Origin of the sequence: Methylocystis sp. ATCC 49242 (assembly GCF_000188155.2) — a bacterium.
Taxonomy (GTDB): Bacteria; Pseudomonadota; Alphaproteobacteria; order Rhizobiales; family Beijerinckiaceae; genus Methylocystis.
Genome location: NZ_KE124774.1, coordinates 73,273 through 93,492 on the forward strand (window position 1 = coordinate 73,273; position 20,220 = coordinate 93,492).

22 protein-coding genes are annotated in these 20,220 nt (G+C 65.1%); 13 read left to right on the forward strand and 9 right to left on the reverse strand.

The window, feature by feature from the left end; all coding sequences use genetic code 11:
- Positions 1 to 11: 11 nt before the first annotated feature.
- Positions 12 to 734, reverse strand: a complete 723-nt coding sequence (locus MET49242_RS02260) for a class I SAM-dependent methyltransferase (RefSeq protein ID WP_036280307.1) — start codon at positions 732 to 734, stop codon at positions 12 to 14.
- A complete protein-coding gene (gene mnmA, locus MET49242_RS02265; protein WP_036280310.1) occupies positions 731 to 1,969 on the reverse strand; it encodes a tRNA 2-thiouridine(34) synthase MnmA in 1,239 nt (412 codons plus the stop codon). Before mnmA ends, MET49242_RS02260 begins: the two co-directional genes overlap by 4 nt.
- A 238-nt stretch (positions 1,970 to 2,207) precedes the next feature.
- On the opposite strand from mnmA, the gene MET49242_RS02270 reads away from it, so the two are divergent.
- Together MET49242_RS02270 and MET49242_RS02275 are read left to right on the forward strand one after the other, a co-directional pair.
- The gene (locus MET49242_RS02270; RefSeq protein ID WP_036286590.1) at positions 2,208 to 3,140 is read left to right on the forward strand and encodes a ribose-phosphate pyrophosphokinase; all 933 of its coding nucleotides are present in this window, start codon (positions 2,208 to 2,210) and stop codon (positions 3,138 to 3,140) included.
- Positions 3,140 to 4,651 (forward strand): acyl-CoA synthetase, encoded by a 1,512-nt coding sequence (locus MET49242_RS02275; RefSeq protein WP_036280313.1) that lies wholly within the window; start codon positions 3,140 to 3,142, stop codon positions 4,649 to 4,651. The genes MET49242_RS02270 and MET49242_RS02275 overlap by 1 nt, the downstream gene beginning before the upstream one ends.
- A gap of 80 nt (positions 4,652 to 4,731) precedes the next feature.
- Here MET49242_RS02275 and MET49242_RS02280 read toward each other — a convergent pair whose 3' ends face one another.
- A complete protein-coding gene (locus MET49242_RS02280) occupies positions 4,732 to 5,205 on the reverse strand; it encodes an integration host factor subunit alpha (protein WP_084678845.1) in 474 nt (157 codons plus the stop codon).
- A 233-nt stretch (positions 5,206 to 5,438) separates the two neighbouring features.
- Between MET49242_RS02280 and MET49242_RS02285 the strand changes: the two genes are divergently transcribed.
- The 3 genes from MET49242_RS02285 to MET49242_RS02295 are packed head-to-tail and all read left to right on the forward strand — an operon-like array spanning position 5,439 to position 7,928.
- On the forward strand, positions 5,439 to 5,756 hold the full coding sequence (locus MET49242_RS02285) for a hypothetical protein (RefSeq protein WP_036280316.1): 318 nt from the start codon (positions 5,439 to 5,441) through the stop codon (positions 5,754 to 5,756).
- 1 nt (position 5,757) lies between these two features.
- Complete coding sequence (locus MET49242_RS02290) at positions 5,758 to 7,437, forward strand: OmpA family protein (RefSeq protein WP_036280318.1); 1,680 nt, start codon at positions 5,758 to 5,760, stop codon at positions 7,435 to 7,437.
- On the forward strand, positions 7,434 to 7,928 hold the full coding sequence (locus MET49242_RS02295; RefSeq protein WP_036280320.1) for a Rab family GTPase: 495 nt from the start codon (positions 7,434 to 7,436) through the stop codon (positions 7,926 to 7,928). The genes MET49242_RS02290 and MET49242_RS02295 overlap by 4 nt, the downstream gene beginning before the upstream one ends.
- Before the next feature lie 9 nt (positions 7,929 to 7,937).
- Here the strand turns inward: MET49242_RS02295 and MET49242_RS02300 are convergent, their stop codons facing one another.
- The gene (locus tag MET49242_RS02300; RefSeq protein WP_227968021.1) at positions 7,938 to 8,600 is read right to left on the reverse strand and encodes a response regulator transcription factor; all 663 of its coding nucleotides are present in this window, start codon (positions 8,598 to 8,600) and stop codon (positions 7,938 to 7,940) included.
- 348 nt (positions 8,601 to 8,948) lie between these two features.
- Positions 8,949 to 9,329 carry an AprI/Inh family metalloprotease inhibitor gene (locus tag MET49242_RS02305; protein WP_051133945.1) on the reverse strand — a complete coding sequence of 127 codons (381 nt, stop codon included), beginning with the start codon at positions 9,327 to 9,329 and terminating at the stop codon, positions 8,949 to 8,951.
- A gap of 195 nt (positions 9,330 to 9,524) precedes the next feature.
- Between MET49242_RS02305 and hemN the strand changes: the two genes are divergently transcribed.
- Positions 9,525 to 10,871, forward strand: coding sequence for an oxygen-independent coproporphyrinogen III oxidase (hemN, locus tag MET49242_RS02310; protein WP_036280325.1), 1,347 nt, complete (start codon positions 9,525 to 9,527; stop codon positions 10,869 to 10,871).
- 27 nt (positions 10,872 to 10,898) lie between these two features.
- The gene (locus tag MET49242_RS02315; RefSeq protein ID WP_036280327.1) at positions 10,899 to 11,291 is read left to right on the forward strand and encodes a hypothetical protein; all 393 of its coding nucleotides are present in this window, start codon (positions 10,899 to 10,901) and stop codon (positions 11,289 to 11,291) included.
- Here the strand turns inward: MET49242_RS02315 and MET49242_RS02320 are convergent.
- A complete protein-coding gene (locus MET49242_RS02320; protein ID WP_051133946.1) occupies positions 11,281 to 12,285 on the reverse strand; it encodes a sterol desaturase family protein in 1,005 nt (334 codons plus the stop codon). The two genes, MET49242_RS02315 and MET49242_RS02320, sit on opposite strands and share 11 nt — an antisense overlap.
- A 132-nt stretch (positions 12,286 to 12,417) precedes the next feature.
- Between MET49242_RS02320 and MET49242_RS26310 the strand changes: the two genes are divergently transcribed.
- From MET49242_RS26310 to MET49242_RS02335, 3 genes are all read left to right on the forward strand, one after another.
- A complete protein-coding gene (locus tag MET49242_RS26310; protein WP_255679599.1) occupies positions 12,418 to 12,546 on the forward strand; it encodes a hypothetical protein in 129 nt (42 codons plus the stop codon).
- 73 nt (positions 12,547 to 12,619) lie between these two features.
- Positions 12,620 to 13,717 (forward strand): ATP-dependent RecD-like DNA helicase, encoded by a 1,098-nt coding sequence (locus MET49242_RS02330; RefSeq protein ID WP_036280333.1) that lies wholly within the window; start codon positions 12,620 to 12,622, stop codon positions 13,715 to 13,717.
- 10 nt (positions 13,718 to 13,727) lie between these two features.
- Entirely contained in the window at positions 13,728 to 14,018 is a 291-nt protein-coding gene (locus tag MET49242_RS02335) for a hypothetical protein (protein WP_036280336.1), read from the forward strand.
- Positions 14,019 to 14,024: 6 nt separating this feature from the next.
- Here MET49242_RS02335 and MET49242_RS02340 read toward each other — a convergent pair whose 3' ends face one another.
- Positions 14,025 to 15,266, reverse strand: coding sequence for a hypothetical protein (locus tag MET49242_RS02340; RefSeq protein WP_036280339.1), 1,242 nt, complete (start codon positions 15,264 to 15,266; stop codon positions 14,025 to 14,027).
- Positions 15,267 to 15,398: 132 nt separating this feature from the next.
- Between MET49242_RS02340 and MET49242_RS02345 the strand changes: the two genes are divergently transcribed.
- Together MET49242_RS02345 and MET49242_RS23835 are read left to right on the forward strand one after the other, a co-directional pair.
- On the forward strand, positions 15,399 to 16,052 hold the full coding sequence (locus MET49242_RS02345) for a hypothetical protein (RefSeq protein WP_036280342.1): 654 nt from the start codon (positions 15,399 to 15,401) through the stop codon (positions 16,050 to 16,052).
- A 45-nt stretch (positions 16,053 to 16,097) separates the two neighbouring features.
- A protein-coding gene (locus tag MET49242_RS23835; protein WP_144259432.1) for an IS630 family transposase occupies positions 16,098 to 17,046 on the forward strand; the annotation gives its coding sequence in 2 pieces (ribosomal slippage) (positions 16,098 to 16,433 and positions 16,435 to 17,046; 948 coding nt in all).
- 162 nt (positions 17,047 to 17,208) lie between these two features.
- Here the strand turns inward: MET49242_RS23835 and MET49242_RS02360 are convergent.
- A complete protein-coding gene (locus tag MET49242_RS02360; protein ID WP_036280347.1) occupies positions 17,209 to 17,718 on the reverse strand; it encodes a hypothetical protein in 510 nt (169 codons plus the stop codon).
- A gap of 24 nt (positions 17,719 to 17,742) precedes the next feature.
- Positions 17,743 to 18,261, reverse strand: coding sequence for an HNH endonuclease (locus tag MET49242_RS02365; RefSeq protein WP_051134438.1), 519 nt, complete (start codon positions 18,259 to 18,261; stop codon positions 17,743 to 17,745).
- 503 nt (positions 18,262 to 18,764) lie between these two features.
- Here MET49242_RS02365 and MET49242_RS02370 point away from each other — a divergent pair.
- Positions 18,765 to 20,159 (forward strand): undecaprenyl-phosphate glucose phosphotransferase, encoded by a 1,395-nt coding sequence (locus MET49242_RS02370; RefSeq protein WP_051133947.1) that lies wholly within the window; start codon positions 18,765 to 18,767, stop codon positions 20,157 to 20,159.
- Positions 20,160 to 20,220: the final 61 nt, after the last annotated feature.

Sequence of the window (20,220 nt, forward strand, 5' to 3'; positions counted from 1 at the left end):
GCCAGTGGGCTTCAGGCGTATTCCAGCTCGGCGGGCTCCGGCGCCGTCTCCGTTGCGGGCTCCACCTGCAGGCGCTGGATGCGAACCAGCGTGAAAAGGCCAAAGGGCGCGAGCAGGCGGCGTTCGACGAGGGTCATGTCGTCGCGCTGATCGATCCAGTCGCCGATCGTCGACCACGGAAACTGCGGTCTCCAGCCGAGCTTCGGAGCGACGTGCCGGTCGAGGAACGTCTCCAGCACAGCGAGCGGATCGTCCTTGCGGCTCACATGGTTGACCAGCACGATCTCCCCGCCCCGGCGCACCACGCGGGCGAGTTCGTCGAGCATCGCCTCGGGCTCCGGCGCGACGGTGAGGACGTAAGGCGCGACGACGCAGGCGAAGCTCGAGTCGGCGAAAGCCATTCGCGTCGCGTCCATCTTGGCGAGTCCGTGAACATTGGTCAGCCGCTCGCGCGCGACGCGATGGGCGGCGCGGCGCAGCATCGGCTCGGACAGGTCGACGCCATAGATTTGCGTGTCGCGGTCGAACATCGGCAGTTCGAGACCGGTGCCGACGCCCACGTCGAGAATCGGACCGTCGGCCTTCGAGGCCGCGGCGGCGGCGGCGCGGCGGCCGGGGCGCAGCAGCGCCGTAAAGGTCAGGTCGTAGATCGGCGCCCAGCGCGCATAGGCGGCCTCGACGTCGCAATTGTCGAGCGCGTCGGCTTCGCGATAAATATTTCGTGCTTCGCTCATCTTGGCGCCCCTTGCGCAGTTGCGGCGCGCCGCGGCGGCGCCATGGGTGCAATTGTCGTACGTGCCGGCTCCACAGCGGCGATGAAACCGCCGCCGAGCACGCGCGCCGCATCGTCGGCGCGATCATAGAAAACACAGGCCTGGCCCGGCGATACGCCGAATTCGCTGGCGGCGAAAACCACAGTCGCGGACGAGTCCTCGCGGGCGATCAGTCGGGCGGGGACAGGTGGGCGCGTCGAGCGCACGCGTGCCATGATGTCGATTCCCTGTGGCGGCATATCGTTAAACTCGCCAGAACCGATCCAGTTCACGTCGCGTAGCGCAACGGCGCGGGTTTCCAGCGCCTCGCGCGGCCCGACCACGACCTCGGCCCTGGCGGCGTCGAGGCGCACGACGAACAGCGGCTCGGCGTCGCGGCCGGCGACGGAGGCGCCAAGGCCGAGCCCGCGGCGCTGGCCGATCGTGTAATGCACAACCCCGGCGTGTCGGCCAAGCACGCGGCCGTCGACATGCACGATGTCGCCGGGAACCACGGCGTCGGGCGCCAGGCGCTCGACAACGTCGGTGTAGCGGCCGCTCGGCACGAAGCAGATGTCCTGGCTGTCCGGCTTGTCCGCGACCTCGAGTCCGTAGTTGCGGGCCATTTCGCGCACTTCGGCCTTCGTGTAGTCGCCGAGCGGAAAGCGCAGCATGCGCAGTTGCTCACGCGTCGTGGCGAAGAGGAAGTAGCTCTGGTCGCGAGAGGCGTCTTTCGCCCGGTAGAGCGCGCGCCCGCCTTCGCCATCGTCGCGCGAAGAGATGTAGTGGCCCGTCGCGAGCACATGGGCGCCGAGATCCTTCGCGGTTTCGAAGAGATCGGCGAATTTGATGAACTGGTTGCAGGCGACGCAGGGGACCGGCGTTTCGCCGCTGGCGTAGGAGGCGGCGAATTCGTCGATCACCTTCTCACGGAAGCGGCGCTCGTAGTCGAGCACGAAATGCGGAATGCCCAGCCGCGCCGCCACCGCGCGCGCGTCCTGAATGTCCTGTCCGGCGCAGCAGGCTCCCTTGCGGTGGGTCGCCTCGCCATGGTCGTAAAGCTGTAGCGTGACGCCTACGACGTCATAGCCCTGTTCCTTGAGCAGCGCGGCCACGACGCTGGAATCCACCCCGCCCGACATGGCGACGACCACGCGCGTGTCGCCGGGCGACGCCGGCAGGATCAGGGGATCCGAAACGCTGGAACAAACCGTCATATTCGAGAGCGCCTGCAAATCCGGGGTTGAGTGTGGCCCGCGCCACGGTCCGGACCCGGTAGAAGGGTGTCGCGACCGTCGGCAAACTGACATTTAGAACATTACCCGTCCGTGACGCAATCATGAGCGGCGGACCCCACGCGACCCGGCGCCACGGAAACGTCATATTGTTCGCGACGGCCGCGGCTGCTAATACGCCGCGGTGTTTCAAAGGGGTGAGGAAGAGTCGATGGCGGCGATGAAACTTCTGGCGGGCAACTCGAACCGGGCGCTCGCGGAGGCGATTGCGGCGCATCTCAATATTCCCCTGTGCCGCGCCCAGGTGCGGCGCTTCGCCGATCAGGAAATCTGGGTCGAGATTCTCGAGAACGTCCGCGGCCAGGACACTTTCGTGATCCAGTCCACGTCCTTTCCGGCGAACGACCATCTGATGGAACTGCTGATCATGATCGACGCGCTGCGCCGCGCCTCCGCGCGCCGCATCACGGCGGTCATTCCCTATTTCGGCTACGCCCGGCAGGATCGCAAACAGGGTCCGCGCACGCCGATCTCGGCCAAGCTCGTCAGCAATCTGATCACCCGCGCCGGCGCCGACCGCGTGCTGACGGTCGATCTTCACGCCGGTCAGGTGCAGGGCTTTTTCGATATCCCGACCGACAATCTCTTCGCCGCGCCGGTCATGGTCGCGGACATCAAGTCGCATGCGTTGCTGAAGAACACGATGGTGATTTCGCCCGACGTCGGCGGCGTGGTGCGCGCCCGCGCGCTCGCCAAGCGCATCGACGCCCCGCTCGCCATCGTCGACAAGCGTCGCGAGCGCGCCGGCGAGTCGGAAGTCATGAACATCATCGGCGACGTGGCGGGGCACAATTGCATCCTCGTCGACGACATCGTCGATTCGGGCGGCACGCTGTGCAACGCCGCCGAAGCGTTGCTCGCCGCCGGCGCCGAGTCGGTGCACGCATACATCACGCATGGCGTGCTTTCCGGCGCGGCGGCGGAGCGCATCGCGGCCTCGAAGCTCAAGGAACTCGTCATCACCGACACGATCCGCGCGACAGACGCGATCAACGGCGCGCATAATATTCGCGTCATTCCGATCGGGCCTCTGATCGGCGAGGCCATCGCCCGCACGGCGAAGGAAGAAAGCGTGTCGAGCCTGTTCGACTGATGCGCGAGCCCGTTCCGCCCCGCTTCAACCTCGCCCGCTATTGCCTCGCCGACAACGCCCGGCTGCGGCCGGACGCGACCGCCATCACGGTGGTCGGCGACGACCATGTGCTGCGCTGGACGCATGCGGAACTGGATCTCAGGGTGCGGCGTCTGGCCGCAGGGCTGCAATCCCTCGGCCTCGCGCCGGGCGCGCGGGTGATGATCCGCATGGGCAATGAGGCCAACGCGGCGCTGGCCTATTTCGGCGCCATCGCCGCGGGCTATGTGGCGCTGCTCGCCTCTTCGCAGCTCACCTTCGAGGAAGCCGATTTTCTTCTGCGCGACTGCGGCGCCTCGGTTCTGGCGCTGGGCGCGGCCTTCGAGGAGGAAGCGCATGACGCGCCGGGCGTCACCGTCCTACGCGGGGCCGATCTCGGGCGCCTCGCCGAAAGCGCGCCGCTTCCCGGCTACGCCGACACCGCTGCGGACGATCCCGCCTATCTCGTCTACACCTCAGGCACCACGAGCCGGCCCAAGGGCGTGTTGCACGCCCACCGCGCCGCCTGGGGCCGCCGGCCGATGCGAGAGCACTGGACAGGGCTCGGCCCCGGCGACGTGATGCTCCACGCCGGCGCGATCAACTGGACCTATACGCTCGGCGTCGGCATCGTTGACCCGCTTTCGGCCGGCGGGTCCGCCGTGCTCTATAACGGCCATCCCGACCCGGCGGTCTGGCCGCGTCTGATCGAGGAGCATCGCGCAACGGTCTTCGCCGCCGTACCGGGCGTCTATCGCCAGATGCTCAAATACGCCGCGCCCGAGAAAGCCGATCTTTCCAGCCTGCGTCATGGACTTTCCGCCGGCGCCGCGCTCGCGCCGAGCCTGCTCGCCGACTGGCGCGCGCGCACCGGCAAGGAGATTTATGAAGCCTTCGGCATGAGCGAATGCTCGACTTTCATTTCCAGCGGACCGACCACGCCCGTGCATCCCGGTTCGCCCGGGCGGCCGCAGCCGGGGCGGGTGGTCGCGGCGCTGCCGCAGGAGGGCGGCGAGACGCCGCTGCCGTCCGGGGAAACCGGCGTGCTCGCCGTGCGGCGCGATGATCCGGGCCTGATGCTGGGCTACTGGAACCGTCCCGAGGAGGAGCGCGAGGCGTTCCGCGGCGCGTGGTTCGTCTCCGGCGATCTCGTCGAGTTCGACGCCGAAGGCTACATGCACCATCACGGCCGCGCTGATGAAGTGATGAACGCCGGCGGCTTCCGGGTGTCGCCGGCGGAAGTCGAGAAATGCCTGCTCGCCTTCGACCATGTGGCCGAGGCCGCGGCCGCCGAGCGTCCCGGCCGCGACGCCGACGCGACGATCATCAGGGCCTATGTAGTGATGCGCGACGGCGCGCCGCGCGACGAGGCCGCGATCCTCGCGCATTGCCATGAGCATCTCGCCGCCTACAAGCGCCCGCGCTCCGTGACTTTTCTCGACGCTTTGCCGCGCAACGCCAACGGCAAGTTGAACCGGAAGCTTCTGCCTTAAAGAAACGGGCCCGATCGCGCGGAGGGGCATGTATGCGCGATCGGGCCCTTGCGTCCGTTGCGCGGGGCAAGCGAACGGACTTATTCGGCGAGCGTGTCGCCCAAAGCTATTGCGTCGCTCTTCTGACGCGCCGTGATCGTCTCGTTTTTTCGCGACGGCCGGCGTTTCTCGGGCGTTTTGTCGCGCGGAGCCGGCGGCTCGCCATTCACCGTCGCCTTCATGTTCGGCGAAGCCTTGAAGACGACGACGCGGCGAGCCTCGATCGGCACCGGCGCGCCGGTGCGCGGGTTGCGCCCCGAGCGCTCTTCTTTTTCGCGCACCAGGAACGATCCAAAATCATGCAGTTTGAGCGATTCGCCTGAGACCAGCGTCGACACCATTTCATCGATGACGCAATCGACTATCCGCTTCGCCTCGCGGCGGGAGACGCCCTCGATGCGCCTGTGGATCGCCAGCGCGATATCCTGACGGGTCAGCGCGCCGCGCGATGTTTCACGGTCGTCGTCCTCCGGGAAATCGGATTGCATTCCATTCAACTTATCGGCGGTCGTCATGTTTACAGCTCGGAGTCCATTCTGTTCTGGCGCGCAGCGTGTTCAGTAAGCGCTTATGGGGCCGGAACATTGCGCGAAATTGCGCGCTCAGGGCCAAGGTTGACAGTGCTGATGGTCACCTCCCGGGCGTGACATTGGTCACAATTCGTAACCGCACGCCTCGTCATTGCGCGGCGCAGGTGCTAGAAGGGCTTGAGCGTAGCTATAATTTTTGCGTCCGAGGGTGTGGCGTCATGACGCGGAGCACGGATGAGGGGGATGTGTCGATCGGAACGGAACGCGGCGCGCCTCCCGATCCCATCGATCAGGTTCGGGAACTCCTGTTCGGCGCGACCAAGCGCGAAACCGACAACCAGCTGAGCGTCATCGAGACCAGGCTGGAAGAAATGCGGACGGATTTTCTCGCCCGCTTCTCGGCGCTGGAGGGCCAGCTCGCCGATCTCGCGCGCGAGACCGAGAATAGCCAGGCGGAGGCAATCGAGGCCATCGGCGGCGCGATCGCGCAATTGGGCGCGACGATCCAGAACATGAGCGCGAGGCGGAAGGGCTGAAATGTCCGCATCCGGCGGCGGCGAGGCGTTCGAAAGGCTCAAGCAGCTATTGCTCGACGAGACGACTCGCCGTCTCGACGTGACGACAGAACGCGTCGAGAAGATCGACGCGCGCTTCGGCGACAGCAGAAAATTCGCAGCCGCCACCGGCGACATTCTCGTCGAGGCGCTGCAGCGCGCGGAAGAGAAGCGGCATCCCGAACTTTCTCGCGCCGTCGCGCCGCTGGTGATTTCGGCCATCCGCTCGGAAATCAAGAACTCCAAGGAGATGCTGGTCGAGGCGCTCTATCCGATCATGGGACGCCTCGTCACCGCGGCGGTCGCCGGCGCCTTTCGCGAACTTGTCGAAACGCTGAACGAGCGAATCGACGCGCTGGTCTCCGCCAATTCCTGGCGGCTGCGGATGCGGGCCATGGCCACCGGCAGGACCATGGCGGAAGTTGCGCTCGCCGAAGCCGACGCCGGCCGGCTGAAGCGCGCGCTCCTGCTCGAACGCGGCAGCGGCCGTGTCCTGGCGAAATGGCCTCTGGCGGAGGAGGGCGACGCGCGGGTCGACGCGAATGTCGATCTCGAAAGCGGGATGATCGCGGCGATCACGGAATTCGCGACCAACGTCTACGCCGACAAGGGCGGCGAGTTGCGCATGCTCGATCTCGGCGCGAGCCATGTTTTCTTGCGCGCCTCGCACCGCGTCATCATCGCGGCGGAATTTGGCGGCGATCTGTCGCGCCATCGCGAAAGCCGGCTCGACGAGGCTTTTCTGTCGATCGTCGAACGTCACGAGAAGGACGAAGTGTCCTGTACGGGCGAGATGGTTGGCCGCCTGCTGAACGACGCGCTGGCGGAGGAGCCTGCGAAGCCGAAAAGCAGGAAGCCGGTGATGATCTTCGCCGCCGTAGCGGCGGCGCTCGCCATATGGGCCGCATGGGGGCCGGCGACGCGCGCCATTCGCGATTGGCGAATCGGCGCAGCGGCGCGCGCTGCGATGGCGGCGCATCCAGTGCTTGCGCAATTCCCGCTGCGCATCGAGGTCGAACACGATGCCGGCCGCGTGGTGGTGCGCGGTCTCGCCGCCAATGAAGCCGAACCGCTGGCAGTTGCGGATGCGCTGGTCGAAGCGGCTTCGCCCTATCGCGTCGAGCGCGAGGTCTCGATCGTGGCGTTGGCGTCGCAGACGCAGGAGATGCGCGCGGGCGAGACTCGCGCCGCAGCGACCCTGCAGGAGGCGCAGGCGCAGATCGAGACCCTGCGCGCGGAGTTGAAGGAAACCCGCGCGTCTCTCGACCGATATCTGGCGCAGGACGAAGCGCCACACGTGAAGCTGCGGCGCTTCGTCGAGACTTTCGCCGTGTTCTTCACGGAACTGGACACGCTTTCAAATCCTGCGGCGACGGCGAAGGGACTGGATGAACTGGCGGGGTTGATGAAGGCGAGCGGCGCAAATCTTCGCGTCGTGGGTTATGCGGACGAGGTCGGCTCCGCGACCCTGAACCGCGCCGCTTCGCGCAAGCGCGCCGACAAGATCGTCTCCATGCTCGTCGAGCGCGGCGTGCCGCGTCAGCGGCTGGCGCTCGTTCCGCGGTCGACTCTCGACCCGATCGCGGACACCGAATTCGACGCCATCCGGAGCCGCCGCGTCGCTTTCGAGCTTCCCTTCGCCGGCGAGTTCGAGGTGCGATGATCTCCGCGAAAGTCATGTTGCTCGGCGACATCGGCGTCGGCAAATCCTCCCTCGCCCGCCGCTTCGTCTTCAATCGCTTCGAGAGCGAGTACAAGACCACGATCGGCGTCGACGTGCTCACCCACGACGTCGATCTCGGCGCGGAGTGCAATAATGACAAGTTGCGTTTTGTCCTGTGGGACACGGACGGCGATTTCGGAAGCCGTATTTTCGAGACGGTTTATCTCGCAGGCGCCTCGGCCGCGATCGTCGTCGCCGACGCGACGCGTCCCGCGACTCTGGTGAAGATGTCGGCGCTCGCGTCGCGTTTCGAGGAGAGTTTTCCCGGGCGGCCGGTGTCGGCGATCGTCAACAAGATAGACCTTGCGCCGGAGCTTCCCGATGTCGGCGATTCCTGCATCAAGGCTGTTTACACGAGCGCGAGGACCGGCGAGGGGGTGGAGGAAATGTTTCTCGGCCTCGGCCGCGCAATCTGGCGTCGCGCAATTTAGCGATCGGCTTCATCGGTTCGAGAGTGCGCGGATCGCAAGCTCCGTGCGGCTGCGCAGATGGAGTTTGGCCAGGATCGTCGAGACGTGATTTTTCACCGTGCCTTCGGCAAGGCCCATCTCCCGGGCGATTTCGCGATTGCCCTTGCCTGCGGCGACATGCGCGAGCACGGCCTTTTCGCGGTCGGTGAGCGGCTCTTCGTCCTCGGCCGACGGCGACGCGGCGCGCTGCGGGCTTTTCACGCGGCGGAACTCCGCGAGGATCTTCGCGGCGACGCTCGGCGAAAGGCGCGGTTCGCCTTTGGCGACGGCCCGAATTGCCGCAAGGATTTCGCTCTCTTCCGAATCCTTCAATAAATACGCCTGCGCGCCGGCCGTTATGGCGTCATAGACGAGTTCTTCATTGTCGAAGGTCGTCAGCATGATCACGCGCGTCCGAGGATTGTCGGAAAGAATCATGCGCGTCGCCGCGACGCCGTCCATACGCGGCATTTTCGCATCCATCAGAATGACGTCGGGTGAATAGGCGCGCGCGGCGCTTACCGCCTGTTCGCCATCGGCGGCGGTTGCGACGACGTCGATATCCGCCTCGAGCGCCAGCAGCGCCGCGAGCGCCTTTCGGATCACGGTCTGATCCTCGGCGATCATGATGCGGATGGGCTGGTGTTCCGTCACTTGGCCTTCCTCTCGCTCCTTACGGGGGGCGGGACGTCAGCATAGGCTCAACTTTGCGGCTACGCAAAAGCTGTATGGGAGATGAACGACGCGGACATGTCCTGTTCAGGAGGGACGAGTCATATTGCGTCACATGAGGCCGCATCGGCTGCGGTCCCATCAGTCTTCAGGAAGAGTATCCAGGGGGATGTTGTCCCCGGCCTGAAGACAAGTTCGAGAATAAGCGCCGAGTATGAAAAGCCAAGCGCTTACGCGATCCTTCGCCGCACCCCCGCCCCTCTCGCGCGGCGTTGGACGTAGAGCCTCCCGGAGAAATCCGGGAGGCTTTCTTTTATGGGCCGGCCCGCGCTACATCGGCTTCAGGCCCAGCGCCTTGCCTTCCTTGGCGTCGCGACGCCAGACGCCGTTGCTGTCGCGCTCGAAATGCGCCTTGTGGCCTTTGCGGGCGGTGAGCACGAGCCGGCCGTGATCGACCGTCCAGCCGACGGGATCGAAGATGACTACGCCATTGTCGCGGCAGGCCGGCGCGAGCTGCGCCTTGTTGCCGCCGGGACCGCGGGCGCGCGTGTCCAGGGTCAGCATGCAGCCGGTGTCCTTGTCCTCGTCGCGCAGGATCGAGTAGCGGCCGCCGACGTCGCCGGCCGCCAAAGCCGCCGCCGAAAAGGCCGCGAACGCCGCCGCCAGGCCGAAGCGCTGCAGCTTGCGCGCGCGCCGGGAGTTTTTCGACATCGTTCCTCGCTCCAACACTTAAGGGAATCGCCAACATTGTGCCTTTTTCGCGCGCGAGGGCCAAGCCCGTTTTGTCAAGCTTCACCCGGACAGGGCGCGATAATGTGTAGCAGCGGGAGTTTTTGCGCCGCGTTCCGCCGCGCGCTATTCTTGATTTATGTAAGGGCCGCGCCGCGGCCCCACGGAATCCGACAGATGGACCCTGCCGCCCTCGCGCTGGCCGAACGCTCGGCGCCGCGTTACACGAGCTATCCGACAGCGCCGCATTTTTCCAAGGAAATCGGCGACGCGGAAATGCGCGCCTGGCTCGCTGCACTCGACGAGGGCGCGTCGCTTTCACTCTATTTTCATGTGCCCTTCTGCACCGCGATCTGCTCCTACTGCGGCTGCCACACCAAGGCGCTGCGTCAGGAGGCGCCGCTCACCGCATACAAAGAGACGCTGCTGCGCGAGCTGGAGCTGACGGCGCAGACGACCCGCGCGCGGCGCGTGACGAGCATCCATTGGGGCGGCGGCACGCCGAGCATTCTGGGGCCCTCGCGTTTCGGGGAAATCGCCGAGCGCGTGCGCGACCTCTTTGCCGTCTCCGACGAAACGGAACATTCCATCGAACTCGACCCGCGCATTCTCGACGCGGCGCTCGTCGAGGCGCTGGCGCGCGCGGGCGTCAATCGCGCCTCGCTCGGGGTTCAGGATCTCAATCCGCATGTGCAGGAGGCTTCCGGCCGCATACAGCCTTACGAGATTGTGGAGCGGGCCGTCGGGTTGCTGCGCGCGGGCGGGATCGAGGCGATCAACCTCGATCTGATGTATGGCCTGCCGCGCCAGAGCGTCGCGGATGTGGAGCGCACCACCTCGCTTGCGGCGGGGCTCGATCCGACGCGCCTCGCCGTTTTTGGTTACGCTCATGTGCCCTGGTTCAAGACGCATCAGAAGCTGATCGACGCCGCAGCGCTTCCCGGCGCCGCCGAGCGCCTCGCGCAGGCGGCGGCCGTGCGCGCGACGCTGGAGCGCGCGGGCTATGAGGCGATCGGCCTCGACCATTTCGCGCGGCCGACCGACCCACTCGCGATTGCGGCGAAGAATGGTCATATGCGGCGCAATTTTCAGGGCTACACGATCGATCAGGCGGACGCTCTTCTGCCTTTCGGCGTCTCCTCCATCGGCCGTTTGCCGCAGGGCTATGTCGGCAACGCCACCGATCTCGCTGGCTGGCGCCGCGCGGTGGAGGCGGATCGCTTCGCCGTCACGCGCGGTCTCGCCTTCACGCGCGAGGACCGCGCGCGCGGCGAGATCATCGAGCGGCTGATGTGCGACTTCGCCGTCGACTACGGCGCAATGGCGCTGGCGCATGGCTTTGCGGAGGACGCCTTCGACGCCGCGCGGGTCCCGCTCTCGGCGCTCGCCGCCGACGGCGTCGTGACCGTCGAGGGGCGGAGCGTGACGGTCACGCCGCGCGGCCAGCCCTTCATGCGCCTTGCCGCCGCGGCCTTCGACGCCTATCTCGAAACGAGCGCCGCGCGGCATACGGTGGCGGTGTAAGGGGCGGGGCGTTACAGGGAGGCGTTAATGACGCCGCTGACGCTCTATCTCGCCAAACTCATCGGCGCGACCATGCTGGCCGTCTCGCTCTGGATGGCCGCGAAGAAGCCGCTCGTGCTCGCGCTGGCGAAGCGCGTCATCGGCGATGAAGTCTTCACCGCCTACATAGGCGTTCTGCGGACCTGCCTGGGTCTGGCGATGGTGCTGGGCCACGACGTATGGAGCGGCGGCGCGCTGCCGGTGATCATCACGCTCATCGGCTGGCTAGAACTGCTGCGCGGCCTTCTCATCCTTTTCCTTCCGCACGACAGGCTGGTCGCGATTTTCGAGTCGATGCGGCTCGAAAAACACTACGCCGCCTATGCCGGCGGCGTGTGCCTCGTCGGCGTCTATCTCCTGATCGCCGGCTTTATCGGCTGAGTTCCGCCCGCTTTTCCAGCGCCTCCTGCGCCGGCGCCTGCGGCAGCAGCGCCACGGTGACGTCGCGGAACGGCGTGAGCAGCAGTTCCGTGACGCTGTGGGGGTCGACGCCCGGCTCCTCGACGCCGAAGGCGAGGCGGGGACTCTCCTTTTGCGGAACGACCAGCGTGCCGAACATCCAGTCCCAGATCGCGAGCGCATTGCCCATGTTGCTGTTGTAATGCGCCGGATCGATCGAATGATGGATCTGGTGATGTGCGGGGCTCATCAGCAGACGGCCGAGCGCGCCGGTGAAAGGAATCCAGATTTGCGAATGCTGGAGATGCACATAGGCGAAGAAGAACAGCACAAGAAAGGCGTTGGTGCCATCGACCGCGTAGGCCGCAAAGCGCACGCCGAAGGCGAAGGCCGTCACGCCGATCGCAAGGCCGACACAGAGCGCCACGACATTGGTGAAGACGAGCGAATCCAGCGGATGCACGCGCCACACTGTCCATGGCGTGAGACGCTCGGCGGTGTGATGGGTCTTGTGCGTCTCCCACAGGAAAGGGATGCGGTGCTTGAGATAATGGTCGAGCCAGTAGCCGAATTCGTAAGCCAGGAACGCGACGACGGTCACGACTGTACGGGAGACGAGTTCCGGCGCTTGGGATGGCGCGCGGGCGCCGAAGCGATCCGTCAGCAGCGCCTGCACGAATTCCGAAACTTCCTTCACGCCGAGGCAGAACCAGCCGATGAAGAGACCGGTAACGAATATATTTACGAAGAAATAAAAGAGGTCGGCGCGCGTCGAGCGATGGAACATCAGCTCTCGCGAAAAGAAGGCCCGCGAGAGCGCCGCGAGCCGCACATGGCCGCGCCGGCGCCATTGACGAAAGGCGAGATAGCCGAAACCGACACAAAAGGCGCCCGCGAGGGAGAAGAGCGAGAAATGCGATCCCGGCGACATGAGGACGGGGTGAAGCCTTTCGGTCAGGTTCGCCAGAATGCTCATTTTGCCCGCTCTTCGTCGGATTTTCGTCTGTCCGAACGCTAGAGCGCGGCGGTAAAGGACTTCTCAATGGGCGGCTTTGCGCCATATGCGCCATGGGCGTCAAAAGGACGCAGCGCGGCCGGGGAGGGAGAGATGTCCGATCAAGAACTGATCAAGAATCCGAAATTCTGGGCCGTGTGGGTCGCAATCTGGCTCGGGCTGCTGCTCGCAATCGAGAACATCATCACGAAGATCAATCTGTTGATGCAACTCGGCGAATAAATCTCCGCGGCTTGTCCCGCGCGGCGGGCTCCGGCATCGTGACTGTTCCCGATTCGATCTTGCCTGCGGAAACATGCCGGTCTGGACGCCTGAACAGGATCAAGCGCTCGGCGCTGTCGCCCGCTGGCTGGAAACGCCGCGCGGGCCCCAGGTTTTTCGTCTCTTCGGCTACGCCGGAACGGGCAAGTCGACGCTTGCCCGCCATCTTGCCGAACATGTCGACGGCGACGTCGCCTTCGCGGCCTTTACCGGCAAGGCGGCGCTGGTCATGCGCTCCAAGGGCTGCAAGGACGCGCGCACTATCCATAGCCTGATCTATCGCGCCACCGACACGGAGACGGAGGAGCCCTCCTTCGTGCTCAATGACGAAAGCGACGCGGCTCACGCAAAGCTGATCGTCATCGACGAATGTTCGATGGTCGATGAAGAGTTGGGGCGGGATCTTCTCTCCTTCGGCAAGAAAGTGCTCGTGCTGGGCGATCCGGCCCAATTGCCGCCGGTGAAGGGCGGCGGCTTTTTTACAGAGGCGGAGCCCGACGTGATGCTGACCGAAGTGCATCGTCAGGCGGCGGACAATCCGATCATTCGCCTGTCGATGACCATTCGCGAGGGCGGAACGCTTACGCGCGGCGAATTCGGCGACACGCGCATCGTCTCGCGCGACCAACTCGATCCCGCCCTCGTCACTGGCGCGGATCAGGTGCTCGTCGGCATGAACAAGACGCGCCGGGCCTATAATGGCCGGCTGCGCCAGCTTCGCGGCTTCACGGGCGAATTGCCGCAATCGGGCGAGAAGCTCGTCTGCCTGCGCAACAATCGCAAGAAGGGGCTGCTCAACGGCGCGCTGTTCACCGTGAAAAGCGCCGGCGCGCTGCGGCGGGGCAAGGTGCGGATGCTCGTCATTCCCGAAGATGGGGAGGCCGGAAAGTTCCAGCGCGTCGCGGTCATTCCGCAATTCTTCGAGGGCGGGGAGGGTGAAATCCCGTTCGCGCTGCGGAAGGATTCCGACGAATTCGATTTCGGCTATGCGCTCACCGTGCACAAGGCGCAGGGCTCGCAATGGGACGACGTGACCCTCTTCGACGAGTCATACGCCTTCCGCGAACATCGCGCGCGCTGGCTCTATACCGGCGTCACGCGCGCGGCGAAGAAGCTGACGCTGGTGATGTGAGGGAGTCGCGATGGGCAAGGAAAGCGCGATCGAGATGCGCCGCATGAAAGACGGGGCGGTCTATCGTTTCGTCGCGGCGCCGACCACGGAGGGCGCGCCGCGTTATCGTCGGGAAGACAAGGACGTCTGGATCATGCGCGACCCGGCCTTCGGCTGGATCGTCTGGGACAGGGAGAACAAGGCGCTCATGGGCCGGCCATGGGACGTCGCGCCCTCGGAACAGGGCGATCTTCCGCCCGCCTGCGAATGGGTCAGCAAGCGCGGCGGAGACTCATTCGTCTACCAGCTGGTCTTCGTCTGAGGACTACTACCGGCCCCAGGCGTCGATCGCGTCGGCGAAGACGCGCTCGCCTGTTGCGCCTTTTTCCATGTTGATCGTCGCGGCGCGACCGTCGTTGAATTGCATCGGCAGGTCGAGCAGTGGCAGCGAGCGCAGAAGGGTGACGTTTCGCTGCTCGCGATCGCCGCGCATCAGGCCGATGAGGAAATTATTTTCCGTGATCGGCACGGGAATGCCCGCGACCTTCTCGCCCGACTGCGCGTCCACACGCCGCATTTGGATGGGGCCGATGGCCTTCACACCGCCCACAGGGCTGCCGGGCGCGGGCGTGAAGGTGACGTTGATCGTGTGAGAAGCCGAAAGCGCTGTGTCGGTGTTCTTGCGGAACAGCAGCGTCAGTTTCAGCTTGGCGTCGGGTATGTCGACGTCGCCGCGAATGGCCGAACCCACGGGCTCCCCCGGCCCGCCGCCGACATTCTCGAGGCGCCAGACGACATTGGCGTTATAGATCTTGTCGACCTTGGCGGGCTCCTGAAGCGAGGCCACCCACATTTCGGCTCTCTGCGCGACCGGAAGGTTCGATGCGCGCTTGCCCGAAGCGGCGGGAGCCGCCGATTTCGCGCCGCCGTCGACGCGATCGTCGAACTTGCCGGCCTCCGCGTTTTCGGCGGTCTTGGTTTCTTCGGGCTTGAGTTTCGCGAGATCCTCGGGCCGCTCGCGCAGCTGCCAGGCGAGCACGCCGACGACGCCGATCAGCGCGACGAGCACCGCCGAAACGGCGATGATGCGGCGAGAGGCCAGCTGCGGGGCGGGTGGCAGGGGCAGGGGCGCCGCAGGGCGCTGCGGCTCGCGCGGATGCGAATCGTTTTCGATGGGCGCTTTTTCGGCAGCCGCGAGCGTCTCGCGCCAGGCGGCGTTTTCGTCGCGCGGGGGCGCGGGCGCCTTGGGCGGCTCCGGGGGGCGGGCCGGAGCGGCGGGCGGAGGCGTGGCTTCCCGCTTCATCGACGGGGCGGGCTGCGGGCTTGGCTGGGCGCCGGGCGACAGCGCTTGCGCTCCCTTGGCCGCAGTCTCGATCTCCAGCCTCGTGATCGCTTCTTCCAGCGCGCGGCCTTCTGCGGCGATGTCGGCTTCCGCCACAGGCGGCTGGATGTTGCGCAGCTGGTTGACCAGCGCCTTCCGCGCACGCTCGTAGACGGCTTGTCTCGCCTCGGTCGTCGGCTGGGGGAGCGCGGAGATCGCTCTGGAGATCAAGGAATAATAATCAGCCATGTTTGGTTAAGAGCACTTCCCGCCGGAGGCGTCAATCCTGACCCCCTTGCCAATGCGAGAAAAACCGGGGATTTCCATGCATCGAGAGGCGCCGGCGAAAAATCGCGCGGCGCTCGCGTCTGGAGATTGTGCATGTCCCTGTCCGGCCAATTGCTGCGCGCAATATGTCCCGCGCTGCTCGTCCTGTTCCTCGCCTGTCCGCGCGCGGAGGCGATCAGCATGGACAAGAGCTCAACCATCAGGGACCAGTGCGAGTTTTCGGTCGGCCCCGACCTCGTCGAGGTCGTCGCCTATATGCCGGATCGTTCACGCGACCGGTTTTGTGCGGACTTTCCCGCGACCGGACGCATCATCATGACGATCGACCTCATCGCAGCTCGGCTGCGTGATCTTCCGATCGAGGTGCGCGTGGTGAAAGAGCCCGCCGGCCCACTGACCGAGGAAGACGATCTCGCGCCGCTGACCGTGGCCTTCATGGAGCCGCGCGTCTATCCCGGCGGGGCGGTGGTCGTCGATCACACTTTTGCGGAAAGCGGCAATTACGCGGCCTTCATCACCGTGATCGAGTCCTCCGGCGCGCGCCGCACGACGCGATTCGGCTTCACGGTCGGCGGATCGCTTCTGTTCTACGCGCCGGCGATCCTCGGCGGCGTGTTCCTGACGGGGCTCCTTCTCGCTTACTGGAGCTACGGAGCCCAGCGCGGCGAGCGGACCGGCAAGAACCGCAAGCGCCTATCCTTAGAGCATTTCCCTGTATTTCTGAATCGGGAGGGATTCCTGTTTTAGCAGGAGTGTGATTCAAGATGCTGGCTGGGCGGAGGCCAGCATCCAATGGTTCGACCTCTCTCCAATGATCTTCGAGAGCGTGTGGTTGCGTCGGTTTTGGCTGGCGAGAGTTGCCGCGCCGTGGCTTTGCGCTTTGGCGTGGCCGTGTCATCGGTCGTGAAGTGGTCGCAGCGCCAGCGCGAGACGGGCTCGGTCGCGCCGGCGAAAATGGGCGGCTATCGCAAGCGCGTGCTGGAGCCGCATCGCGCTTTCATTGTCGAGCGTCTGGCGCAGACGCCGCATTTGACGTTGCATGGCCTCAAGGACGAGCTGCTGGCGCGCGGGGTCAAGGTTTCGCACAACGCCATTTGGATGTTCCTGCGCCGCGAGGGGCTGCGGTTCAAAAAAAACGCTGCTGGCGCTCGAACAAGGCCGCGCTGACATTGCGCGACGGCGCAAGCGCTGGCAATCGCTGCAAGCGCGCCTCGATCCCAGGCGGCTGGTCTTCATCGACGAGACCTGGATCAAGACGAACATGACGCCGCTGCGCGGCTGGGGCCCCAAGGGCAAGCGCTTGCGCGGCCTCGCGCCGCACGGCCATTGGCGCACGTTGACCTTTCTCGGCGCGCTGCGCTGCGATCGTCTCGACGCGCCCTGCGTCTTCGACGGGCCAATCAACGGCGCGTGTTTCCGCGCCTATGTCGAACAACAACTCGTCCCCGCGCTTAAGCAGGGCGATATTGTCATTATGGACAATCTCGGCAGTCACAAGGGCGAGGCGGTGCGACGCGCGATCCGCTCCGCCGGAGCCAGACTGTGGTTTCTGCCACCCTATTCGCCCGACCTCAATCCAATCGAACAGACCTTTTCCAAGCTCAAACACTGGATGCGACAGGCGCAGCAGCGAACCATCGATGAAACCTGGCGACAGATCGGACGCCTCGCAAAAGACATCCAACCACAAGAATGCAGCAACTACTTCACAAACGCAGGATACGCTTCCGTCAAAATATGAAACGCTCTAGGGGGCTGACAGAGCGCGGGAACGAGGATCAGTTTCGCGACGCGCCGGGAGTTCGTTTCCGTTATCGAGCGCCTCCCTGCCGAGAGTGGACGCCGTGGGCGGCCCGTGTCCGCGGCTTCGTCGCGGGCGTCGCCCGCCTATTTCGAAGGCCGGTCAAACCGGTCCTTGCGGGCGCGGAGCGATCGCCGTATCTCGCTGGCGCGGGCCGGCGATCAGCCAGTAGATCGCGCCTGTCACCGCGCCGGTCAGGAAAAACAGCAGCGCGATTCGGCCCTCCAGAGCGCTGACGCTCTGTGCGCGCTCCAGCCCCTTGGCCGCGCGGGCGATCCAGGGCGACGCGCCGGCGAGGACGCCGCTCACTCCCGAATACCAGACAATCGAGCGCACGCCGGCCGCCTCGCCGACGAGCGCCGCAATCGCGAGCGGGGCGACGCAGGTGGCGACGACCACGGCCCAGATCACGAAACCGAAAGCGGCGAGCGCGTCCTCCGGCGCGCCGGTGCGCAATGTCTCATCGATGATCGCGAATATCCCCGCCATGGTCACCGAGAGGCCGGCCTCCATGGTCGCGGGATCGAAAAGCGCGGAGACGACGAGGAAAATCGCGCCAACGCCGGAGGCGATGGCGAATCCGAAAATCATGACGATGAGCCGACGAAGCATCGGGAATCCCGTGGGGGCGGCGCGTCAGGGTTCGAGCACCGAATCCCAATAGAGATAATCCATCCAGCTTTCGTGCAGGTAATTGGGCGGGAACAGGCGGCCGTTGCGATGCAGATCGGAAACGCTCGGCTGAAAGGGCGCCTGCGCGGGCGACATGTGGACCTCGTGCGGCAGCCGGTCGCCCTTGCGCAGGTTGCAGGGCGAGCACGCCGCCACGACATTTTCCCATGTCGTCGCTCCGCCCTTGGAGCGGGGGATGACATGATCGAAGGTCAATTCGTCATGCGCGCCGCAATATTGGCAGGTGAAGCGGTCCCGCAGAAACACGTTGAATCGCGTGAATGCCGGCTGGCGCGTCGGCCGCACATATTCCTTCAGCGAGACGACGGATGGCAGCCTGATCTCGAAGCTCGGGCTTTTGACTGTCTTGTCATATTCGGAGACGATGTTCACGCGGTCCAGAAACACCGCCTTTATCGCGTCCTGCCAGCCCCATAGTGAAAGCGGATAATAGCTCAGCGGCCGGTAGTCTGCGTTGAGCACGAGGGCGGGACAGGCCTGCGGCGAGACGGTCTGCTGACGGAAGTAAACGGTCACGCTGCCTGCCTCTCTTTTTTGAGAAGGGCCTTCCGGACCGCGCCAAGGTCCCTATGGCCTTTTGCGACTATGGACAGTCTACAGGGAGGATGACGCGATTGTGAAGGCGCCTCTCTAAAGGCGCGCGCCAGCGTCTTGCGCGGGCGGAGACGCAAAGTAATAAGCTCATATTTTCTGGCGACTTGCAGTAATGGCGCGGCGATATGCGCCCGGAGCCGCGCGCGATCCATGATTAACTGAAGGCGTTCAGAGGCTTGAGCCTTGCAGCCGAAAGGCTGCTCGGGTTCCAGCGACCTGAAACTGTGCCGATTCGGAACACGAGCGTTCAAAATGGAGAACGCGTCTTGTCCCAGCAGGCCGAGTATCGGCGCTCAAAATCCCGTTTCAACGCGTCGGGCGGCGCATCGGAGCGGTTTCAGCCGCGGCGAAGCCGAAGCTGGTCCGAGCGGATGCCGCAGCGCAACACCGCGCTGGTGCGAGCGTCCTTTTCGGCCATGGCCGCGTCTTTCGACCTTCTGACGATCGTTGGCGTCGCGGTCGCCATCGAGACGACCTATTACTCGATTTTCTATGGCTGGAGCGGCCTCAGCGCCACGAACCTGCAAATGTGCCTGTTCGCGGCGGCGTCCTTCGTGGTCGCCAATGCGATGCGCAACGAATATTCCTTCGCGAATTATTTGCAGTTGCGCGGCCACGGCTGGCGCAGTTTCAGCCTTTGGAGCCTTGTCTGCCTCTGCGCCATCGCCGTCGGATTCCTCACCAAGGCGACCGAGGAGACGTCGCGCGCGGCCTTCGTGCTTGTCTACGCCGTCGGATTCTTCGCGATTTACGCGCAGCGCGCGACGCTCGCACATTTCGTGCGCTCCAGCGCGGCGGCGGGCGGCGTCTCGGCGCGGCGCCTGTTTCTCGTCGGCTTCGAGAAGGATGTCGAAGCCTTTACCTATCGCTACAAGCCCTGGACCTGCGGCATGCATGTCGTCGCCGCGGTGGTGCTGCGAGAGACGGAGAGCACGCTCGACGATGATCTGGCTCTCGCCGCCGCATCCGCGCGCATGCTGCGCCCCGACGACGTCTTCATCCTCGCGCCCTGGTCGCGCACGGATGTCATCGACGCCTGCGTGACGGCCTTCCTGCGCGTGCCGGCGCGCATCCATCTGGGGCCGGAGCGCGTGCTCGACCGCTTCGTCGACGCCCATATCGACAAGGTCGGCGCCATTTCGAGCCTGAGCCTGTCGGGCCATCCGCTCAATCTGATGGAGGTGGCGGGCAAGCGGATCTTCGACGTCGCAGTCTCGTTGCTCGCACTGATCCTTCTCTCGCCGCTGTTGCTCGTTTGCGCCCTGCTCATCAAGCTGGACTCGCCGGGGCCGGCGCTGTTTCTGCAGCGCCGATACGGCTTCAACCGGGAGACCTTCCGCATCGTCAAATTTCGCACCATGACGACGATGGACGACGGCAGACACATCAAACAGGCGACGGCGAACGACTCTCGCGTCACTCGCGTCGGCCGCTTCATGCGCCGCTACAACATCGACGAGCTTCCGCAACTTTTCAACGTTCTGCGCGGCGACATGTCGCTCGTCGGCCCCCGTCCGCACGCGCTGGCGCATGACCAGCTCTTCGAGCGGCGCATTGCGCTTTACGCGCGCCGCCACAACGTCAAGCCGGGCATCACAGGCTGGGCGCAAGTCAACGGCCTTCGTGGCGAAATAGATTCGCCCGAAAAGATCCGGATGCGTATTGAGCACGACCTTTATTACATAGATAATTGGTCGCTCATCTTCGACGTCTGGATCATTTTTCTTACGATCTTTTCTCGAAAGGCGTATCGCAACGCGATTTGACGCCTGGGGGGCGGCGGCGGGCGACGGACAGGGGCGTAGCGTATATCCTTGCCTAACGCCC